Annotated in this window: 2 protein-coding genes; both read right to left on the reverse strand. The window is 69.7% G+C overall.

What is annotated here, in order from left to right:
- Window positions 1–142: 142 nt before the first annotated feature.
- Window positions 143–1,024 (reverse strand): D-amino-acid transaminase, encoded by an 882-nt coding sequence (locus tag ACE3O1_RS15640; protein ID WP_374316633.1) that lies wholly within the window; start codon window positions 1,022–1,024, stop codon window positions 143–145.
- A gap of 54 nt (window positions 1,025–1,078) precedes the next feature.
- On the reverse strand, window positions 1,079–1,647 hold a 569-nt coding region (locus ACE3O1_RS15645; protein WP_374316635.1), incomplete at its 5' end, for an NAD-binding protein.

Below are 1,647 nucleotides of genomic sequence, written 5' to 3' on the forward strand. Positions count from 1 at the left end.
CGGGCCCGGCACTCGGCCTCGCTCCAGGTCGGCTTCGCCATTGCCTGGAACGCCGCATTGAGCGCGCCCGAGATGACGGCCCAGTTGTCGACGAGCGTGTTGTCCCAGTCGAAGAGAATGGCGCGGGGCGCCGTCGGCGCCGTCATGCCGCCGCGCCCTGCTCCGCCGCCTGCTCGGTCATGTGGACGAGGTAGGCCTCGCGCAGGCTCTTGGCGACCAGCCCCGGCTTGCCGTCGCCGACGAGCGCATCGTCGATCCGCACGATCGGCGTCACGAAGGCGGTCGTGCTGGTCAGGAAGGCTTCGCGGGCGTTCTTGGCCTCCTCGACCGTGAAGGGACGCTCGACGAACTTCAGCCCCTGCTGCCGGGCGATGATCTCCAGCACGGCGATGCGGGTGATGCCGTTCAGGATCGCATGGTCGGCCTTGCGGGTGACCACCTCGCCCTCCTTGGTCACGATCCAGGCGTTGGTCGAGGTGCCCTCGGTGACGGTGCCGTCGCGGGCGTCGACCTGCCACGCTTCGAGGGCGCCCGCCTCGCGCGCCTGCTGCTTGCCGAGGCAGTTCGGCAGCAGCGACACCGTCTTGATGTCGCAGCGTTCCCAGCGGATGTCGGGAATGGTGATGACCTTGGCGCCGTCGCGCAGCAGCGCCGGGTTGGCGGGCTTGGTGCGCTTCGCCGTCATCACCACCGAGGTCTCGGCATTGGCCGGAAACGCGTGGTCGCGCGGGGCGACGCCGCGGGTCATCTGGATGTAGATCAGCCCGTCGACGACGCGGTTGCGGCGCACGACCTCGCGCATGATGTGCGCCAGCGCCGGGCGCCCCATCGGCCGCGCGATCCGGAGCTCGTCGAGCGACCGCTCGAGGCGGATCATGTGCCCTTCCTCGTCGATGAGCGCGCCGCGGGCGACCGCGATGACCTCGTAGACGCCGTCGGCGAACTGGTAGCCCCGGTCTTCGACATGGACGGCGGCTTCGGGGTGCGGGACGTACTGGCCGTTGACGTAGGCGATGCGCGACATGGGGGCCTCTCGGGAGCGATGCTCGGGACAAACGGGCGGGCGGCGGGCTGGATATCAGAAATACTCGAGCCGCACCGCGAACATCTTCTCGACCTTGCGGACCGCGCCGGTGGTCGCCATCAGCACCACCCGGTCGTCGGCCTTGATGACGCTCGATCCGCGCGGCGTGATGACCGTCGCGCCGCGGACGATGGCGCCGACGATGATGCCCTCCGGCAGGTCGATCTCGCGCAGCGGCCGGCCGACCAGTGCCGAGGTCGCCATCGCCTCGGCCTCGATGATCTCGCCGAAGCCCTCGCGGAGCGTGTGGACGCGCCGGATGCGGCCGCGCCGGACATGCTGGAGGATATGCGAGACGGTGATCGAGCGGGGGTTGACGACGGCGTCGATGCCGAGATTGGTCACCAGCGGCTCGTAGCTCGGCTTGTTGATGAGGGTGACCACCCGCTCCGCGCCGAGGCGCTTGGCCAGGATCGAGCTCAGGATGTTGACCTCGTCGTCGTCGGTGACGGCGATCATCGTCTCCGCCGTGCCGACATTGGCCTCCTCCAGGATCTCGGTGTCGAGCCCGTCGCCGTTCAGCACGACGACGCCGCCGAGCCGCTGGCAGACCTCGGCCGCCC

The sequence above is a fragment of the Microbacterium sp. genome (genome assembly GCF_041909575.1).
Taxonomy (GTDB): domain Bacteria; phylum Actinomycetota; class Actinomycetes; order Actinomycetales; family Microbacteriaceae; genus Microbacterium.

Coding starts and splice junctions, on each gene's coding strand:
- ACE3O1_RS15640 (WP_374316633.1), bottom strand. CDS start 1,024: ATGTCGCGCATCGCCTACGTCAACGGCCAGTACGTCCCGCACCCCGAA.